Here is a 16,948-nt window from a genome sequence, read left to right on the forward strand (position 1 = left end):
GGGGCCTCATGGCCGTCAGCCGCTATTGGGCCTTCTTGGCTTCCGGCTTGAAGTCGACGCCGGCTTCCTTGCGCTGCTGCGCCGTGATCGGCGCGGGCGCCTGGGTCAACGGGTCATAGCCGTTGCCCGTTTTCGGGAACGCGATGACGTCGCGGATCGACTCCACGCCGGCCAGCAGGGCGACCACGCGGTCCCAGCCGAAGGCGATACCGCCGTGCGGGGGCGCACCGAACTTGAAGCCCTCAAGGAGGAAGCCGAACTTCGTCTGGGCGTCTTCCTTATCCAGGCCCATCAGCTCGAAGACCCGTTCCTGGACATCGCTCTGGTGGATACGGATCGATCCGCCGCCGATTTCGTTGCCGTTGCAGACGATGTCGTAGGCGTAGGACAGCGCCGATTCGGGATCCTTGTCGAAGCTGTCCATGAATTCGGGCTTGGGCGAGGTGAAGGCATGGTGCACGGCCGTCCACTGGCCGCCGCCGACGGCGACGTCACCGGACGCGACGGCTGCTGCGGCCGGTTCGAACATCGGCGCGTCGACCACCCAGCAGAAGGCCCAGTCGCTCGGATTGATCAGGCCGGTGCGGTGGCCGATCTCGACGCGGGCCGCGCCGAGCAGCGCACGGGACGGCGACTTCTCGCCGGCGGCGAAGAAGATGCAGTCGCCGGGCTTGGCGCCGACGGCGTCGGCGAGGCCGGCACGCTCGGTGTCGGTCAGGTTCTTGGCCACGGGGCCGGCGAGTTCGCCGTCTTCCTTGAACAGGACGTAGGCGAGGCCCTTGGCGCCGCGCTGTTTGGCCCATTCCTGCCAGGCATCGAGGGCTCGGCGGGCCTGCGAGGCGCCGCCGGGCATCACGACAGCGCCGACGTAGGGGGCCTTGAAGACTCCAAAGTTGGTGTCCTTGAAGAACCCGGTGAGCTCGGCCAGTTCGAGGCCGAAACGCAGGTCCGGCTTGTCGGAGCCGTACCGGGCCATCGCGTCGCTGTACGTGATGCGATGGATCGGGGTGGGGATCTCGACGTCGATCAGCTTCCACAACGCCTTGACGATGCTTTCGCCGAGCCGGATGATGTCATCCTGCTCGACGAAGCTGGCTTCGATGTCGAGCTGGGTGAACTCCGGCTGACGGTCCGCGCGGAAGTCCTCGTCGCGGTAGCAGCGGGCGATCTGGTAGTACTTTTCGAAGCCGCCGACCTGCAGGAGCTGTTTGAACAGCTGCGGCGACTGCGGCAGCGCGTACCAGGAACCCGGCGCCAGGCGGGCGGGGACGACGAAGTCACGGGCGCCTTCCGGCGTCGAACGCGTCAGGGTGGGCGTTTCGATTTCGACGAAGCCGTCCTGGTGCAGCAGCTCGCGGGCCACCCGGTTGGCTTCCGAGCGCAGACGCAGGTTGCGGGCAGGCCCGGGCCGGCGCAGGTCCAGGTAGCGGTGCTTGAGGCGGGCTTCCTCGCCCACTTCAACGTGCTCATCGATCTGGAACGGCAGGGCTTCGGAGGTGTTGAGGATGGTGACCTTCTCGGCCATGACCTCGATCTCCCCGGTGGCCAGCGAGGGATTCTCATTGCCCGCAGGCCGCTGGGAGACGGTGCCGGTCACCTGCAGCACGTATTCGTTGCGGAGGCCGTGGAAGACCTCTTCCTCGCGGACGACCACCTGGGCGATGCCCGAAGCGTCGCGCAGATCAACGAATGCGACACCACCGTGGTCACGACGCCGGCCGACCCAGCCGGCGAGGGTTACGGTTTGTCCAATGTGCTCGGAACGGAGGGATCCGAGGTCATGTGTGCGCAGCACAGCATTCCTTTCAGCGGAAAATCAAAGTCAGGTCCAACAGGTACAGAGATGGGGACCGCTACTGGAACGGTCCCGTTCGAGTTTACCCGCTGGATCAGCCGCGCCGGCCCGAAGCAGAACAGCCGGCCTCCACGGGCGTTGCATGCATCCGGCCCGGCCGCCGGGCTCGAACATCAGCTTCTCGAGGTGTCCGGGAGGCGTGCTCTGCTAGCCCTTGACGATCCGGACGTGCAGGTCCTCCGCGGCGGGCACCCAGCCTGCCGGATCGGCGTCGTCCTGCTCGCCGGTGCGGATGTCCTTGACTTGGTGTTTACCGTCCTCGTCGGTGAACCAGACGAAGGGGATGCCGCGGCGGTCGGCAAACTTGATCTGCTTGCCGAACTTCTCGGCCTTCGCCGCGACCTCGGTGGCGATCCCGCGGGAACGCAGCTGCGCCGCGACGTCCTGCGCCGCGCCCCAGCTTTCGTCGTTGCTCAGCGCGACCAGCACGGCGGTCGGCACCGCGCGGGACGCCTTGGCCAGGTCCTGACTGAGGATCCGGGACACCAGCCGGGTCACGCCGATCGAGAGTCCGACGCCGGGAAACGTGCGGTTGCCCTTGCTGGCCAGCGCGTCGTAGCGGCCGCCGGAGCAGATCGAGCCGAGCTGTTCGTGCCCCACGAGGACGGTTTCCACAACGGTGCCCGTGTAGTAGTCGAGTCCGCGGGCGATGCTGAGGTCCGCGACCACCTTGCCCGGGGCGCGCTGCACGGCGGCAGCAATAACCTGCTCCAGCTCGTTCAGGCCTTCTTCCAGCAGCTCGTTGCTCACGCCAAGCCCCCTGACCTGTTGCACAAAGGAGGTATCCGAAGTCCGGATGCCGGCCAGCTGGAGCGCGGCCTGCGCCTGGACCGCGGTGGCACCGAGCTCGGACATCAGCAGCTCGGCCACCCTGGCCGGGCCGATCTTCTCGAGCTTGTCGATGCTGCGCAACACGCCGGCTGTGTCGGTCAGGCCGATGCCGTTGTAGAAGCCTTCGGCCAGTTTCCGGTTGTTGATCCGGAGCAGGAAGTCCGGAATCGGCAGGGCTCCGAGTGCTTCCGCGATGACCAGCGCGATCTCGACGTCGTAGCGGAACGGAAGTTCGCCGTCCCCCACGATGTCGATGTCCGCCTGGGTGAATTCGCGGGCGCGTCCCTCCTGCGGACGCTCGCCGCGCCAGACCTTCTGGATCTGGTAGCGGCGGAACGGGAACGCGAGGTAGCCGGCGTTCTCTACCACGTAGCGCGCGAAGGGCACTGTCAGGTCGAAGTGCAGGGCCAGCGCATGCGGGTCGCCCTTGGCCGCGGTTGCGGTCTGCGCCCCGGCTGCGCCGTCGCCGTCGTCGTCCTGCAGCCGGCTCAGGCCGTAGACCTCTTTGTCGATGTCGCCCTTGCGCAACAGCTGCCCCACCGTCTCCACTGCGCGTGTCTCGATCGACGAAAATCCGTGCAGTTCAAAGGTGCGCCGCAGGGTGTCCAGCACATGCAGCTCCACCAGCCGCTCCTCGGGAAGCCACTCGGGGAATCCGGACAGGGAGGCGGTGCGTGCCATGGTGGAATTTTCTCCTTTGATTACGACGGCGGGTCCAACGGCCGCGGCGTCGCGCGCAGACCGGCCGGTCGTGCATAAACTGTGTGCGGCAGTCAGTTTATGCTTTCGGCGCGCGCATCTCTAATGCGCATCTCTAAGGCGACCGCCGCCGGCAGCGCTGCCGGCAGCTTGCCCGCTGTACCCAGGATCGGCGCCCATGGCACGGCCCAGAGTGCGGCCTTAAACTCAGGAGGACTTTTGGCGGCCAGTTCACGGAGCGCCCGCGAAGCGAAGCGGCGCGTCCAGCAGATGGAGGCAAAGCGGGAGTTGCGCCGCGAGCAGGACAAACGCCGTAAGCGCGACAATATCCTGGCCACCGCTGGCGGTGGCGCCGCCCTGGTCCTCGCCGTCGTGCTGCAGCTGACGGTGTTTGCCGGCAACCCGAGCGAGGCCGAATTCAAGGCCGCGGAAGCCGGGCTTGCCAGCCCGTCGGCGTCCGCCACGCCGTTGCCCAGCGCGAGCAACGGAGCGAATATTCCGAAGCCCGAGACCGCTGCAGGCAAGACCTTCACCGGCGACCTTGCCCTCAACCGCGGCACCCTCGGGATCGAACTGGACGGGACCAAGGCCCCCCAGGCGGCCGCCGTGATCAAGTCGCTCGCGGACCAGAATTTCTATAGGGGCCTCACGTGCCACCGGCTCACCACCGCCGACTCCTTCGGCGTACTGCAGTGCGGCTCCAAATCCGGCGACGGCAAAAGTGATCCCGCATACAACTGGGGTCCGCTGGAAAACACCCCCGCAGACAACATGTACCCGGCAGGCACCATCGCCGTGGCACGGACCGGCGGAAACGCCTACGGCAACGGCACACAGTTCTTCATCGTCTATAAGGACACCATGATCCCGGCGGACGCCGCGGGCGGCTACACCGTCGTAGGTAAGGTCACGTCCGGGCTGGACGTCGTGACTAAGATCGCGGCGGCCGGCGTCACACCGGGAACCAGCGCCACAGACGGCGCCCCGGTGGAACCAGTCACGATAGACTCGTTCTCTCTGAAGTAGCCAGCCGGGGCCCTCGTGGCCGCGGTGCCGGTATTTCCCTCCAAGCGAAAGACTTCTAGCGGTGACAGACAGTCAGCAATCCGACGAAACAGTGGCAGCAGCTGCCAACGAAACCGAAGCCGAGGTCAAGGTGACCGGCGCGGTCAACGACCCTCGCCCGGCCACCGAAACTTCGGCGGCACAGCCGGCCGGGTCTGAGGCTCCCGCGGCACAGCCGGCCGGGCCTGAGGCTCCCGCGGCACAGCCCGCCGGGACTGAGGCTCCCGCGGCACAGCCGGCCGGGCCTGAGACCGGCGAAGCGGCCCCGGTTGAAGCCGAGCCCACTGCGGCTGCGCCCTCCCCCGCGCCGGCCGCTGTGCCACCACGGGCTGCCCCGTCGCCCGCCGCTTTGGCGGCCAGGCCGAAGTCGGCGCCGTCTGCCGCCGCGCCGGTCGCCACGCCGGCCTCCAGCGCAGCCTCGCTTGCCGAGGCCGCCCGCTGGGGCCGTGTGGAAGGCGACGGCCACGTGTTCCTCACCATCGACGGCGACGAACACCCCGTCGGCCAGTACCCGGACGTCAGCGACGACGAAGCCCTGGGCTACTTCGCCCGCAAGTACGACGACGTCGTGGCCCAAATTGTCCTGCTCGAGCAGCGCGTGGCCTCCAAGGCACCCGCCGCGGAGATGCAGAAGACCGTGACGCACCTCCGTGAGCAACTGGCCGAACGGAACATGGTGGGCGACCTCCGTGCCGCGGAAGCCCGCCTGGAGACGCTGTCCGGGCAGATCACCGAACTCGAAAAGACCGAGAAGGCCGAACATGACGCCGTCCGCGCCGCCGAGTTGGCGGCCCGCGAGGCGATCGTGGCCGAGGCTGAGGAGATCGCTGGGCACGACCCGGCCCAGATCCAGTGGAAGACCTCCAGCGCCCGGATGAACGAGCTCTTCGAGAGCTGGAAGACCGCGCAGAAGAGCGGCGTCCGGCTCGGCCGCAGCAACGAGGACGCACTCTGGAAGCGGTTCCGTGCCGCCCGCACAGTCTTCGACCGTCACCGCCGCGCCTACTTCTCCCAGTTGGACAGCAACAACTCTGCAGCCAAGGCCGCCAAGGAGACGCTGATCGCCGAGGCCGAGTCACTGTCCGCCTCGACCGACTGGGGCTTCGCCGCTGGCGAGTACCGGCGCCTGATGGATCAGTGGAAGGCTTCGCCGCGTGCCAGCCGCAAGGATGACGACGCCCTATGGGCGCGTTTCCGGGCCGCGCAGGACGTCTTCTTCACGAACCGGCAGGCCGCCAATGAGGAGATCGACCAGGAGTACGGCGCCAACCTCACGGTGAAGGAAGCCCTTCTGGTGGAAGCCAACGAGCTACTCCCGATCAAGGACCTCGCCGCCGCCACGAAGGCGCTGCAGTCCATCCGTGACCGCTGGGAGGAAGCCGGCAAGGTTCCCCGCGCGGACATGGGCAGGATCGAGGCCGGGCTGCGGAAGGTGGAGGACGCTGTCCGCCACGCCGAGGACGAAAACTGGAAGCGTTCCAACCCCGAGACAAAGGCACGCACCGACAGTGCCCTGTCGCAGTTGGAGTCCGCCATCGCCGGGCTTAAGGACGACCTGGCCAAAGCGGAGAAAGCCGGCGACCAGCGCAAGATCAAGACAGCCCAGGAGGCCCTTGCGGCGCGCCAGGCCTGGCTCGAGCAGCTGGAGCGTTCTGCCAGCGAGCTCGCCTAGCGGTCTCTGCCGCCGCTAATCGTCACCGGCCAGAACAGGCCCCGCCCGGTTATCCACATGACCGGTGCGGGGCCTTTTCCGTGCTCCGGGGAAAGCGTCACGATGGCAGCATGGTCATCCAGCCCGGCTACCCCGTCTCCGGTCACCCTTCCAGTCCGGCGGCCTGCCACCCGACCGGCGCAGCGCCGCCGGTGCTCTACTTCCCCGGCATGCCATTCTCCTGGGCGGAACTGCAGGCCATGGCGGCCGACGGCGTGCTGACGCGGCTCTCCCAGCGCGGGTACCTGCCGCCAGGCGCCGCCTCCACCCCGCAGCTGCGCGCGCGGGCGACGGCTTGCGCCATTCCGCCGCCCATCAGGCAAAGGGTGGTCGCGGGGCGGATGACGGCGGCCTGGATCTACGGCTGCGCCGGCGAACCGGACCGCATCGCCCTGCTGGTCGACGCCAGCCGCCGGGTATCGAGCCTCCGGGCCACCCGTGGCTGCAGTTTCCATGAGGTGCGGCTGGGGCCTTTCGACGTCGTGAGCCTCGGCGGGCTCATGGTGTCCAGCCCGCTGAGGACAGCGGTGGACATCGCCCTGCACGTGGAGCCCGAACGCGCGCTGCCCGCGCTGGGCGCCTTCCTGGCCGCACCCGCCCTGAACGTGCGGCTGCGGCTGCTGGTCCGGGCGGTGGAAGCGACCCCACGACTACCGCATAAGAAGGCAGCCCTGGCCAAGCTGGCCAGCCTGCTTGCGGAGGAGCGCGGCGACGTCGGTCCCGGCGCCTAACTGCGGCGGCGGTTCCCCGTGGTGCGGTAGACGTCGAACACGCCGTCGATGCGCCGTACGGCGCTCAGCACGTGGCTTAGGTATTTCGGATCGCCCATCTCGAAGGCGAACTTGGAGATCGCCACCCGGTCGGTGGAGGTATGCACGCTCGCGGCCAGGATGTTGACGTGGTTCTCGGACAAGATCCGGGTGACGTCGGAGAGCAGCGACTTGCGGTCCAGCGCTTCGACCTGAATTTCCACCAGGAACACGCTCGACTGCGTCGGCGCCCACTCCACCTCAACGATCCGGTCTGGCTGGTCCATCAGGCCGGACACGTTCGTACAGTCGGTCCGGTGCACCGAGACGCCCGAGCCGCGGGTAACGAAGCCCAGGATCGGGTCAGGCGGCACCGGTGTGCAGCAGCGTGCCAATTTGACCCAGACGTCGCCGACGCCGCGGACCACGACGCCGGAGTCGGAGTACCGGGTCTTGCTCACCTGGGCGGGGATCGAGACCTCGGTGAGGTCGTCCTCGGGAGTGTCGTTGCCCCCGAGGCTCACGACGAGCCGTTCCATCACGGACTGGGCCGAGGTGTGGCCGTCGCCTACCCCCGCGTACAGCCCCGAGATGTCCGCGTACTTGAAATCCTCAGCAATCGCGGCGAGGGCGTCGTGGGTCATCAGGCGCTGAAGCGGAAGGTTCTGCTTGCGCATGGCCTTGGTGAGCAGGTCCTTCCCCCGGTCGATTGCCTCTTCGCGGCGTTCCTTGCTGAACCACTGCCGGATCTTGTTGCGGGCACGGGCGCTCTTGACGAAGTGCTGCCAGTCCTGGCTGGGGCCGGCGCCCTCGGCTTTGGACGTGAAGATCTCCACCCAGTCGCCGTGGTTCAGTTCGCTGTTCAGCGGAACGAGTTTGCCGTTGACCCGGGCGCCGATGGTCCGGTGCCCCACCTCGGTGTGGACCGCGTAGGCGAAGTCCACCGGCGTCGATCCGGCCGGAAGAGCCATGACCTCGCCCTTTGGCGTGAAGACAAACACCTCGCGGGCGTTGATCTCGAAGCGCAGGGAGTCGAGGAACTCGCCAGGATCGGACGTTTCCTGCTGCCAGTCGACGAGCGATCGGAGCCAGCCCATGTCCCCGTCGCGCGGACTGCCCGGGCCGGCCGCCGCCCGGTTCGGCTGGTCCTTGTACTTCCAGTGCGCCGCGACGCCATATTCGGCCCGCCGGTGCATCTCGTGGGTCCGGATCTGGATCTCCACGGGTTTGCCGCCGGGGCCAATCACGGTGGTATGCAGCGACTGGTACATGTTGAACTTGGGCATCGCGATGTAATCTTTGAACCGGCCGGGAAGCGGGTTCCAGCGCGAGTGCATGGCCCCCAGCGCCGCGTAGCAGTCCCGCACCGAGTCGACCAGGACGCGGACGCCCATCAGGTCGTTGATGTCGTCGAAGTCCTTATCGCGGACGATCATCTTCTGGTAGATCGAGTAGTAATGCTTGGGCCGGCCGGTGATCGTGGCCTTGATCTTCGCCAGACGCAGGTCCTCGGTGATCTGGTTGCGGATGACGCCAAGGTTCTTTTCCCGCTCCGGGGTCCGGTCCCCCACCATCCGCACGATTTCCTCGTAGACCTTGGGGTACAACGCGGCGAAGGACAGGTCCTCCAGTTCCCACTTGATGGTGTTCATGCCGAGGCGGTGCGCCAGCGGCGCGAAGATCTCCAGGGTTTCGCGCGCCTTGCGCGCCGAGGATTCAGCGGAGACGAAGCGCCACGTGCGGGCGTTGTGCAACCGGTCGGCAAGCTTGATCATGAGCACACGGATGTCCTTGGCCATGGCCACAACCATCTTGCGCACGGTTTCGGACTGGGCGGCCTCGCCGAAACTGACCTTGTCCAGCTTGGTGACCCCGTCCACCAGCATCGCCACTTCCGGCCCGAACTCGCCTTTCAGGTCCTCTAGCGTGTACGAGGTGTCCTCGACGGTGTCATGCAGCAGGGCGGCGGCCAGCGTCGACCCGCTCAATCCCAGCTCGGCCAGGATCGTCGCTACCGCCACCGGGTGGGTAATGTACGGGTCGCCACTCTTGCGTTTTTGTCCGCGGTGGCAGCGCTCCGCCACTACAAACGCACGCTGGATAAGCTCGAAGTCGTCCTTCGGGTTGTTGGCGCGCACAGTGCGCAGGAGCGGCTCGAGGATCGGGGAATAGGCGGGCGTGCCGCGGCCGGTCAGCCGGGCCAGACGTGAGCGTGTGCGTTCGCGGCGTCCGGGGAAGGTCGGACGCGTTCCGGAGTTGTCCACGGGCACGGCCGCGTCCGGGCGTCCGGGCGCTACCAGACCGGTCTGCGACCCCTGGGCGGCGGCCGTATCCGCCGGAACCGCAGGCGCCGGTGTCGAACGTTCTTCCAATGAAGCACCCCTCACAACCCGTTAATTGTTCAATTCTATTCCCCGCCGGGAGACTTCGATAACCGGCGTCCAACGGCGACGGGCCGGAGACCGTCGCGGGGACGGTCTCCGGCCCGTCGGGCGGATCTCGGCTAGGCGGTGGCCGGGGCCGCCTTGGCAGTGTTTTCGGCGCGGCGTTGCTGCACACGTCGGGCCTGTTTGACCAAATCCGGCTCGCGCTGACGCAAGGCTGCGTACAACGGGGCGGCAATGAAGATAGTCGCCGCCGTGCCGATCAGGATCCCCACGAACAGCGCCAGCGAGAGGTCGCGCAGGGTTCCCGCGCCCAGCAGCCCGGCCCCGATGAACAGGATGGCGCCCACCGGCAGGATGGCCACCATCATGGTGTTGATGGAGCGAACCAGGGTCTGGTTGACGGCAAGATTGACCTCTTCACCGAATGTGCGCCGGGTGGACGCCTGCAGATCGGACGTATTTTCGCGGATCTTGTCGAAGACCACCACGGTGTCGTAGAGCGAGTAACTGAGCACCGTCAGGAAGCCGATGATGGCCGACGGCGTCACCTCGAAATCGCTGAGCGAGTAGACGCCGGCCGTGATGAACATCGTCACCAGCATGCCGGCCAGCGCCGAGACTGACATCTTCCAGGTCCGGAAGTAGAGCGCCATCAGGACCGCTGCGAGGGCCACGAAGATCAGCAGACCGAGCAGCGCCTGCTTGGTCACGTCCGCGCCCCACGTCGGCCCCACGAAGGTCGAGGTGACCTCGTTGTCCGTCACGCCGTAGGCCTTGGTGAGGCCGTCCTTGATCCGTAGCGTCTCGTCGTCGCTAAGCTTGTCAGTCTGGATGCGCATGGTGTTGCCGGCAACGTTGGCGACGCGCGGCTGACTGCCGGCCACAACATCCTGCACGGCCTTCTCGCCGAGGCCCGGGTCCCTGTCCTTGACGTTGGACACGGTGAACTCGGACCCGCCGCGGAACTCGATGCCGAGGTTGAAGCCACCCTTGGCGATCGGCAGGAGGATGGACAGCACGACGGCAACCACGGCGACCAGGAACCAGATCTTCTTGGAATCGACGAAGTCGTACGAGCGCTTGCCCGTGTAAAGCTCATTACCGAACGTAGCGAAACTGGCCATTTACTTGCCCTCCTTGGACGTGCTCTTGGGGGAACCGGCAAGCTGTCCTTGTTGACCTTGTTGACCTTGATGACCTTGTTGTGCTGGTTGTCCAGGTTTAGCTTGCTCCCGCTTTTCCGCGAGGCGTCGTTCTGCAATCGTCATCCGGCGTTCAGCTTCGGCCACGGCACCGGTGTTCTTGGCGCGCGGCGTGGGAACCGGCTTGTCCTGCGGCGTACGGATCCGGCCGGCGCCCCGGTACAGGGGCACAGCACCGAGGCGCTTCGGATCGAGGCCCGAGAACTTGTGGCCTTCGCCGAAGAACTTGGTGCGGGCCAGGACCTGCAGGGTCGGGTGGGTAAACATAAAGACGACGATCAGGTCGGCGATTGCGGTCAGGCCCAGGGTGAAGGCGAAGCCGCGGACGTTGCCCACAGCCACGAAGTACAGCACCAGCGCTGCCAGCAGGTTGACGGCCTTGGAGGCCAGGACGGTGCGCTTGGCGCGTTTCCAGCCGTTCTCCACGGCCGAGACCAGGCCGCGTCCTTCCCGGAGTTCGTCACGGATGCGTTCGAAGTACACGATGAAGGAGTCAGCCGTCTGGCCGATCGCCACAATGATGCCGGCCACACCGGCCAGCGAAAGGCGGTAGTTCTCCGTCCAGCCCAAAATTGCGATGGCCAGGTACGTGAGCGCACCGGCGACGACGAGCGACGCGACGGTCACGAACCCCAGGGCCCGGTACTGGAAGAGCGAGTAGACCACGACCAGCAGCAGCCCGATCAGACCGGCGAGCATGCCCATCCGGAGCTGTTCTCCGCCGAGGGTGGCCGAAATCTGCTGTTCGCTTTGGATCTCGAAGCTGATCGGCAACGCACCGAAGCGCAACTGGTCGGAGAGGGCCTTGGCGGACTGCTCAGTGAAGCCGCCCGTGATCTGCGGGCGGCCATCGGTGATGACTGCCTGGGCACGCGGGGCCGAAATGACCTGGTCGTCCAGGACAATGGCGAACTGGGACTTCGGATCCGACCCGGTCTCGCCGCCGGCAGCAACGTAGAACTGGTTCAGCCGCTCGGTGATCGTCTTGAACTTGGTCGTGCCTTCGGCGTCAAACTGGATGTCGACGGCCCACTGGTTGGTGACCGCACCCTGCGCGCCGCGCTGCAGCTGGAACGAGGACGTGGTGATGTTCGATCCCTTGACCTCGACCGGTCCCAGGATGTACTTGATGGCAGGTTTGCCGGCGGCCGCGGGCTCGCAGGTGACCAGCGGCTTGGCCGGATCGGAGCGCTCCTGCTTGTCCTGGGCCGGGTTGACGCAGTCGAGGGCCTCGAACTTCTTGTAGACGTCCGCCGTCACCCAGTTCTGGTCGCTGCTGTTCGCGGGCGCGGCGGTCGGCTGGGGCAGCTTGTCGACCGGGGTCCGGGCCTCAACGGGGACCGCTGCGCCGGCGCCGGCCTGGATGACCGGGCGGAAGTTCATGTCGGCGGACGCCTGGATCAGCGCGCGGGTTTCCTTGGACGGAGTGCCCGGAAGGCTGACCACTACGTTGCGGCCGGACTGCGTGCTGATCTCGGCCTCGGCGACGCCGGAGCCGTCCACGCGCTGGCGGATGATCGCCACGGCCTGGTTGAGCTGCTCTTCGTTGATGCCCGAGCCGCCCGCCACCTTCGGCGCCAGGATCATCTGGGTGCCGCCTTCAAGGTCCAGGGCCAGCTTCGGAGCCCAGCTCGCATGCCCGGTCATGATGCCACCGGCCAGGACGGCGGTCAGGACGGCGAGCGTCACGCCAAGCCAGACCAGCACCCTGCGGGCTGAGTTTTTAGGGCCAGTTCGTGCCATTGTCGATCTTTCTATTGGTTACGGAAGAACCGCCGGTGCGCCCTGACGGGCGTGCACCGGCGGATGCCCGCGCACCGTAGCTTTGCGGGATAGCTCAGAGGGCAGACTAGCTGTCTTTCTTGCCTTCATCGTTCAAGCGGCGCAGGGTTTCGTCAGCCGTTTCGTTGTGCGGCGCTTCGGCGACCGTAGCGGCGCTGTCCGCCTTGTCAAAGGTCAGCGAGGAAGCGTCATCGGGAACAACAGTCGGCTCCTCGACTGCCACCGCCGGCTCGACGATCTTGGTGACGGACTGGCGGTGCACGGTGGCGGTGTTGCCCGGGGAGATTTCCAGAAGGACCTTGTTCTCGGCGTCGTCGATCTCGACGATGCGGCCGAACAGGCCGAAGCTAGTCATGACCTCAACGCCGGGGCCGAACTTCGACTGGAGCTGGGCCTGCTGCTGCTGCGTCTTCTTGTTACGTCGGAACATCATGAAGACGAACACGGCGAGCATGACGAACAGGAGAATTGTCATTGGATCCAAGGGAAAGTTCCGTTCTGTACTTACAAGCTGGTTTCAGAGCAACGTCCGCTTCGCTCCGGGGCTGTGTGGAACCTGGCAGGATTTCCGGCAGGGAACCATGCTTGGCCAACGGCGGCCTAGCGGTAGCCGCGCACGGAAACAAAGGCCCGAACGTGCCGAGCGTAATTCCAGTCTAAAGGGAAAAGGTCATGGCCGGGTGCTATTGACCCTTCCGGATCCATTCGGGCTCAATTTCTGCGACGGCATCTTCACCGAATCCGGCCGGTTCCACGCCGGCGTCCCCCGCCGGGAACAGGTCCAGCGGGTCCTGTCCGAACGCACCGGCGGGCACCGCGAAGCCAAGGTGGGTCCAGGCCGGCGCCAGCGCGATCCGCCCGCGCGGCGTCCTGCCCAGCAGGCCCTCCCGGACCAGGTAGGGTTCGGCGACGGTTTCCACTGTTTCAGTTTCTTCGCCGACGGCGATGGCCAGCGTGGAAAGGCCCACCGGGCCGCCGCCGAACTTGGTGATCAGTGCCTCCAGCACCGCGCGGTCCAGCCGGTCCAGGCCGCGCTTGTCCACCTCGTACATGTCCAGGGCGGCCGAGGCCGCGCGCGCGTCGATCTGCTCCACCCCGTGCACCAGCGCCCAGTCCCGGACGCGCCGCAACAGCCGGTTCGCGATGCGGGGGGTGCCCCGGGACCGGCCCGCGACCTCGCTGAAGCCGGCCGAGTTCACCTTCAGGTCCAGCAGCCCGGCCGAACGACGGAGCACGAGCTCGAGCTCCTCCACGGAGTAGAACTCGAGGTGGCCGGTGAAACCGAACCTGTCCCGCAGCGGCCCGGGCAGCAGCCCGGCGCGGGTGGTGGCGCCGACCAGGGTGAACGGCGGCAACTCCAGCGGGATCGCAGTGGCGCCGGCGCCTTTGCCGACGACGATGTCGACGCGGAAGTCCTCCATGGCCATGTAAAGCATTTCCTCCGCCGGCCGGGACATCCGGTGGATCTCATCGAGGAACAGGACCTCGCCCTCGGAGAGCGAGGACAGGATCGCCGCCAGGTCACCGGCGTGCTGGATGGCCGGGCCGCTACTGATCCGCAACGGGGCGTTCATCTCGGCGGCGATGATCATGGACAGGGTGGTTTTGCCGAGCCCGGGCGGGCCGGACAGCAACACGTGGTCGGCGCTGCGGCCACGCATCCGGGAGGCCTCCAGGACGAGCGAAAGTTGTTTGCGGACCCGGTGCTGGCCGACGAAATCGTGCAGGTTCTTCGGCCGGAGGGCGGCCTCGATAACTCGCTCCTCCGGTTCCTCTCCCCCGCCGACGAGGGTGGGCTCAGCCACGGGCGCCTACCCGGTTCCCGGCGCGGGCGCCGTCCTGGCCCAGCCAGCGCAGCGTGGCGCGAAGGATCTCCGCGACGTTGCCCTGCTCGGCGAGCTCCGGGGAATCGGCCAGCGACTTGTCAATGCTTGATGTGGCATCCTTCTCGGACCAGCCCAGGCTCATCATTGCGGCCACCACCTGCGGCTTCCAGACGGCTTCGGCGGACACGGCCGGAACGGATCTGCCCGGAGTGCCGTGCGGGACCAGCTTGCCAGCCAGTTCCAGCACAATCCGGCCCGCGACCTTGGGGCCGATGCCGGGCACCTTGGTAAAGGCCTTGCCGTCGCCGGAGTGCGCGGCGACCCGGATCGCCTCGGGTTCGTGAACGGCAAGGACGGCCAGCGCCAGGCGCGGTCCGACGCCGCTGACGCTCAGCAGCACATCGAACACCTCGCGTTCATCGTCGCTGCCGAAACCGAAAAGCGTCAGCGAGTCTTCCCGCACGATCAGGGAGGTGAACAGCTTGCCCTCGTCTCCGACGCGGAGCCCGCTGAGGGTCTGGGGCGTGGCGTTGACGCTCATGCCGGCACCGTTGAGGTCGATCACCGCCGAGGACAGGCCGACGTGCGCAACGGTTCCGCGAAGAAAACTGATCAAGGCCTGGCTCCTGGTGTACAGCCGATGCACGTTTCGCATCGGCGAGCCGGCACGTACCGGCTATCCGAACATATCTACGAATACCTTACCAAGTTGTTCGCTGACAAAGTCGGACATTCAACGCGCACGGCGCGCTTTTGCCTCCGCGTCAGCCCAGGCGCGCTGGGCGGGGGTGAGGGACTGGCTGCCGGGTCCCGTGGTGGCTGCGCCCCCGTTGGAGTTACCGGTGCCGGCCCGCCAGGCATGCGTGATGGCCAGCGCCAGCGCGTCGGCGGCGTCGGCGGGCCGCGGAGGGGCGTCAAGCCGGAGAATCTTGGTGACTAACTTGGTGACGGCGTCCTTGTTGGAGGTACCGCTGCCGGTCACGGCGGCCTTGACCTCCGAGGGGGTATGCAGCGCAACCGGGATGCCGCGGCGCGCTGCGGCGGCAATCACGACGCCGGAGGCCTGGGCCACGCCCATCACAGTGCTGACGTTGAGCTGCGAAAAGACCCGTTCAACGGCGAGGACATGCGGCTGGTACTTGTCCAGCCAGTCATCGATCGAGGTGGCAATGACGAGCAGCCGCTGGTCGAGACTCTCGTCCGGGGAGGTACCGACGACGCCGAACGCCACCATGGTGGCGCGCCGGTTTTTCTCGACGTCCACGACGCCGATCCCGCAGCGGGTGAGGCCCGGATCGACGCCGAGGACGCGAAGGGTCACTCTGCTTCCAGTGCGGCCTGCACTTCGTCGCTGAGGTCTGCGTTGCTGTAGACGTTCTGCACGTCGTCGAGCTCTTCCAGGGCGTCCACGAGCTTCATGAACTTCTTGGCGGCATCGAGGTCCAGCGGCACCTGCATGGAGGGAACAAACTCGGCCTCGTCGGTGTCGTAATCGATCCCGGCTTCCTTGAGCGCAGCGCGGATGGCCTGCAGGTCGGTCGGTTCGGAATGGATCTCGAAGCTGTCGCCGTGGTCCTTGACTTCCTCGGCACCGGCGTCGAGGACCGCCATCAGCACGTCGTCCTCGCTCAGGCCGTTCTTCGGCAGCGAGACGACGCCCTTGCGGGAGAAGAGATAGCTGACCGATCCGGGGTCGGCGATGCTGCCGCCGTTGCGGGAAATGGCGAGCCGGACCTCGGAGGCCGCGCGGTTCTTGTTGTCCGTCAGGCACTCGATGAGCAGCGCCGAGCCCTGCGGACCGCGGCACTCGTACATGATCTCGGTGTAGTCCACGACCTCGCCGGTGAGGCCGGCGCCGCGCTTGATGGCGCGGTCGATGTTATCTGCGGGGACCGAGGTCTTTTTGGCCTTGGTCACGGCAAGTTCCAGGCCCGGGTTGCCGGCGAGGTCGGGGCCGCCCATCCGCGCGGCGACTTCGATGTTCTTGATCAGCTTGGCGAACGACTTGGCCCGGCGGCTGTCCAGGATAGCCTTCTTGTGCTTGGTCGTCGCCCATTTGGAGTGGCCTGACATGCTTACGCTTCTCCTCTGATCATTCGAATAAACAATTCATGCACGCGCTTCTCGCCCGTAACTTCCGGGTGGAAAGAGGTGGCCAGCAGCTTGCCGGAACGCACAGCAACAATTCTAGCGGTGCCGTCGAGGGATTCCGGGTGGCCCGCCTTGGACGGTTCCACCTGCGCCAGGACTTCGACGCAGGCGCCGACGCGTTCCACCCACGGCCCGCGGATGAACACTGCGTGCACCGGGGCCGCGCCGCCGTCGCCGGCGCTGAACTGGAGCCCCTTGAATTCGAGATCAGTCTCGAACGATTCGCGCTGCCGGCCGAAAGCGTTGCGCCGCACCGTGATGTCGAGGCCGCCGAAGGTCTGCTGCGGGTTGCCGGCAAGATCCGTGGCGGGGTCAGCGATGTCGTCGGCCAGCAGGATCATGCCGGCGCAGGAACCGTAGACGGGCAGCCCGGCCTGGATGCGTTCGCGCAGCGGATCCCGGAGTTCGAAGGCCCTTGCGAGCTTGTCGATGGTGGTCGATTCACCGCCGGGAATGATGAGGCCGTCAAGGCCGTCCAGCTCGGCGGGGCGGCGGACGCCGACGCCGACGGCCCCGGCTGATTCCACGACGTGCAGGTGTTCACGGAAGTCGCCCTGGAGAGCCAGGACGCCGATCCGGAGGCCGGACCCCACGCGGGAGCCAGACAGGGAAAGGGGGGTGGTCATCCTGCCAGCATAGTGCGCGGCTTTCCCGGAACCGCACCGGGGCGTGGCTGCGGGCCCGGTTCCC

General features: G+C 66.8%; 14 protein-coding genes. 3 read left to right on the plus strand and 11 right to left on the minus strand.

What is annotated here, in order from left to right:
- Positions 1 to 22: 22 nt before the first annotated feature.
- Together aspS and hisS are read right to left on the minus strand one after the other, a co-directional pair.
- Complete coding sequence (aspS, locus tag ABIB14_RS13870; RefSeq protein ID WP_354236495.1) at positions 23 to 1,795, minus strand: aspartate--tRNA ligase; 1,773 nt, start codon at positions 1,793 to 1,795, stop codon at positions 23 to 25.
- 207 nt (positions 1,796 to 2,002) lie between these two features.
- Positions 2,003 to 3,367: a histidine--tRNA ligase gene (hisS, locus tag ABIB14_RS13875; protein ID WP_354236496.1), complete on the minus strand. Its 1,365-nt coding sequence runs from the start codon at positions 3,365 to 3,367 to the stop codon at positions 2,003 to 2,005.
- 237 nt (positions 3,368 to 3,604) lie between these two features.
- Between hisS and ABIB14_RS13880 the strand changes: the two genes are divergently transcribed.
- The 3 genes from ABIB14_RS13880 (at position 3,605) to ABIB14_RS13890 (ending at position 6,892) form a co-directional block, all read left to right on the plus strand.
- Positions 3,605 to 4,411: a peptidylprolyl isomerase gene (locus tag ABIB14_RS13880; RefSeq protein ID WP_354236497.1), complete on the plus strand. Its 807-nt coding sequence runs from the start codon at positions 3,605 to 3,607 to the stop codon at positions 4,409 to 4,411.
- A 61-nt stretch (positions 4,412 to 4,472) separates the two neighbouring features.
- Positions 4,473 to 6,122 (plus strand): DUF349 domain-containing protein, encoded by a 1,650-nt coding sequence (locus tag ABIB14_RS13885; RefSeq protein ID WP_354236498.1) that lies wholly within the window; start codon positions 4,473 to 4,475, stop codon positions 6,120 to 6,122.
- A gap of 110 nt (positions 6,123 to 6,232) precedes the next feature.
- Positions 6,233 to 6,892 carry a type IV toxin-antitoxin system AbiEi family antitoxin gene (locus tag ABIB14_RS13890; RefSeq protein ID WP_354236499.1) on the plus strand — a complete coding sequence of 220 codons (660 nt, stop codon included), beginning with the start codon at positions 6,233 to 6,235 and terminating at the stop codon, positions 6,890 to 6,892.
- Here the strand turns inward: ABIB14_RS13890 and ABIB14_RS13895 are convergent.
- The 9 genes from ABIB14_RS13895 to pdxT form a co-directional block, all read right to left on the minus strand.
- Positions 6,889 to 9,180 (minus strand): RelA/SpoT family protein, encoded by a 2,292-nt coding sequence (locus ABIB14_RS13895; RefSeq protein WP_354236527.1) that lies wholly within the window; start codon positions 9,178 to 9,180, stop codon positions 6,889 to 6,891. The genes ABIB14_RS13890 and ABIB14_RS13895 overlap by 4 nt on opposite strands.
- A gap of 233 nt (positions 9,181 to 9,413) precedes the next feature.
- Positions 9,414 to 10,421, minus strand: a complete 1,008-nt coding sequence (gene secF, locus ABIB14_RS13900; protein ID WP_354236500.1) for a protein translocase subunit SecF — start codon at positions 10,419 to 10,421, stop codon at positions 9,414 to 9,416.
- Positions 10,422 to 12,242: a protein translocase subunit SecD gene (gene secD, locus ABIB14_RS13905; protein WP_354236501.1), complete on the minus strand. Its 1,821-nt coding sequence runs from the start codon at positions 12,240 to 12,242 to the stop codon at positions 10,422 to 10,424.
- Between the two features lie 106 nt (positions 12,243 to 12,348).
- Entirely contained in the window at positions 12,349 to 12,756 is a 408-nt protein-coding gene (gene yajC / locus ABIB14_RS13910; RefSeq protein WP_354236502.1) for a preprotein translocase subunit YajC, read from the minus strand.
- Between the two features lie 208 nt (positions 12,757 to 12,964).
- Entirely contained in the window at positions 12,965 to 14,086 is a 1,122-nt protein-coding gene (gene ruvB, locus ABIB14_RS13915; RefSeq protein WP_354236503.1) for a Holliday junction branch migration DNA helicase RuvB, read from the minus strand.
- Positions 14,079 to 14,723, minus strand: a complete 645-nt coding sequence (gene ruvA, locus ABIB14_RS13920) for a Holliday junction branch migration protein RuvA (RefSeq protein WP_354236504.1) — start codon at positions 14,721 to 14,723, stop codon at positions 14,079 to 14,081. Before ruvA ends, ruvB begins: the two co-directional genes overlap by 8 nt.
- Before the next feature lie 117 nt (positions 14,724 to 14,840).
- Positions 14,841 to 15,428: a crossover junction endodeoxyribonuclease RuvC gene (gene ruvC, locus ABIB14_RS13925; RefSeq protein ID WP_354236505.1), complete on the minus strand. Its 588-nt coding sequence runs from the start codon at positions 15,426 to 15,428 to the stop codon at positions 14,841 to 14,843.
- Positions 15,425 to 16,180 (minus strand): YebC/PmpR family DNA-binding transcriptional regulator, encoded by a 756-nt coding sequence (locus tag ABIB14_RS13930; protein WP_354236506.1) that lies wholly within the window; start codon positions 16,178 to 16,180, stop codon positions 15,425 to 15,427. Before ABIB14_RS13930 ends, ruvC begins: the two co-directional genes overlap by 4 nt.
- 2 nt (positions 16,181 to 16,182) lie before the next feature.
- Positions 16,183 to 16,884 (minus strand): pyridoxal 5'-phosphate synthase glutaminase subunit PdxT, encoded by a 702-nt coding sequence (gene pdxT / locus ABIB14_RS13935; RefSeq protein WP_354236507.1) that lies wholly within the window; start codon positions 16,882 to 16,884, stop codon positions 16,183 to 16,185.
- Positions 16,885 to 16,948: the final 64 nt, after the last annotated feature.

Origin of the sequence: Arthrobacter sp. UYEF3, from assembly GCF_040546245.1 — a bacterium.
Lineage (GTDB): Bacteria > Actinomycetota > Actinomycetes > Actinomycetales > Micrococcaceae > Arthrobacter.